Annotated in this window: 1 protein-coding gene; it reads left to right on the top strand. The window is 55.5% G+C overall.

The features are described 5' to 3' along the window. The coding region (locus B3520_RS11905) for an MFS transporter (RefSeq protein ID WP_286876124.1) at positions 1-232 on the top strand (232 nt) is incomplete at its 5' end. Positions 233-281: the final 49 nt, after the last annotated feature.

Here is a 281-nt window from a genome sequence, read left to right as displayed (position 1 = left end):
TTTTATTGTCGGCCTGCTGCTGACCTATTTCAACTACGAAGCCAACGTGGAGCAGAGCGCGTTCACCTTGACGGGTATCGCACTAATGCTCTCCGTCATCCCGGGCCTGTTCCACGCCATCATGGGCGGGCTGATGTTCAAGTACAAAATTACTGACAGGTTCTATGAAGAAATGAAGCGGGACAGCCTGGCGGATTCCGCCCTGGCCGAAGCGGATCCGAATATTTCATAGATGGGTTAGGGCGTATGCGCCAGGGCGGGTTACGGCGGATGCGGCCTTC

The sequence above is a fragment of the Marinimicrobium sp. UBA4509 genome, assembly GCF_002388575.1.
Classification (GTDB): Bacteria; Pseudomonadota; Gammaproteobacteria; order Pseudomonadales; family Cellvibrionaceae; genus Marinimicrobium; species Marinimicrobium koreense.
This window is presented reverse-complemented; position numbering and strand designations above follow the sequence as displayed.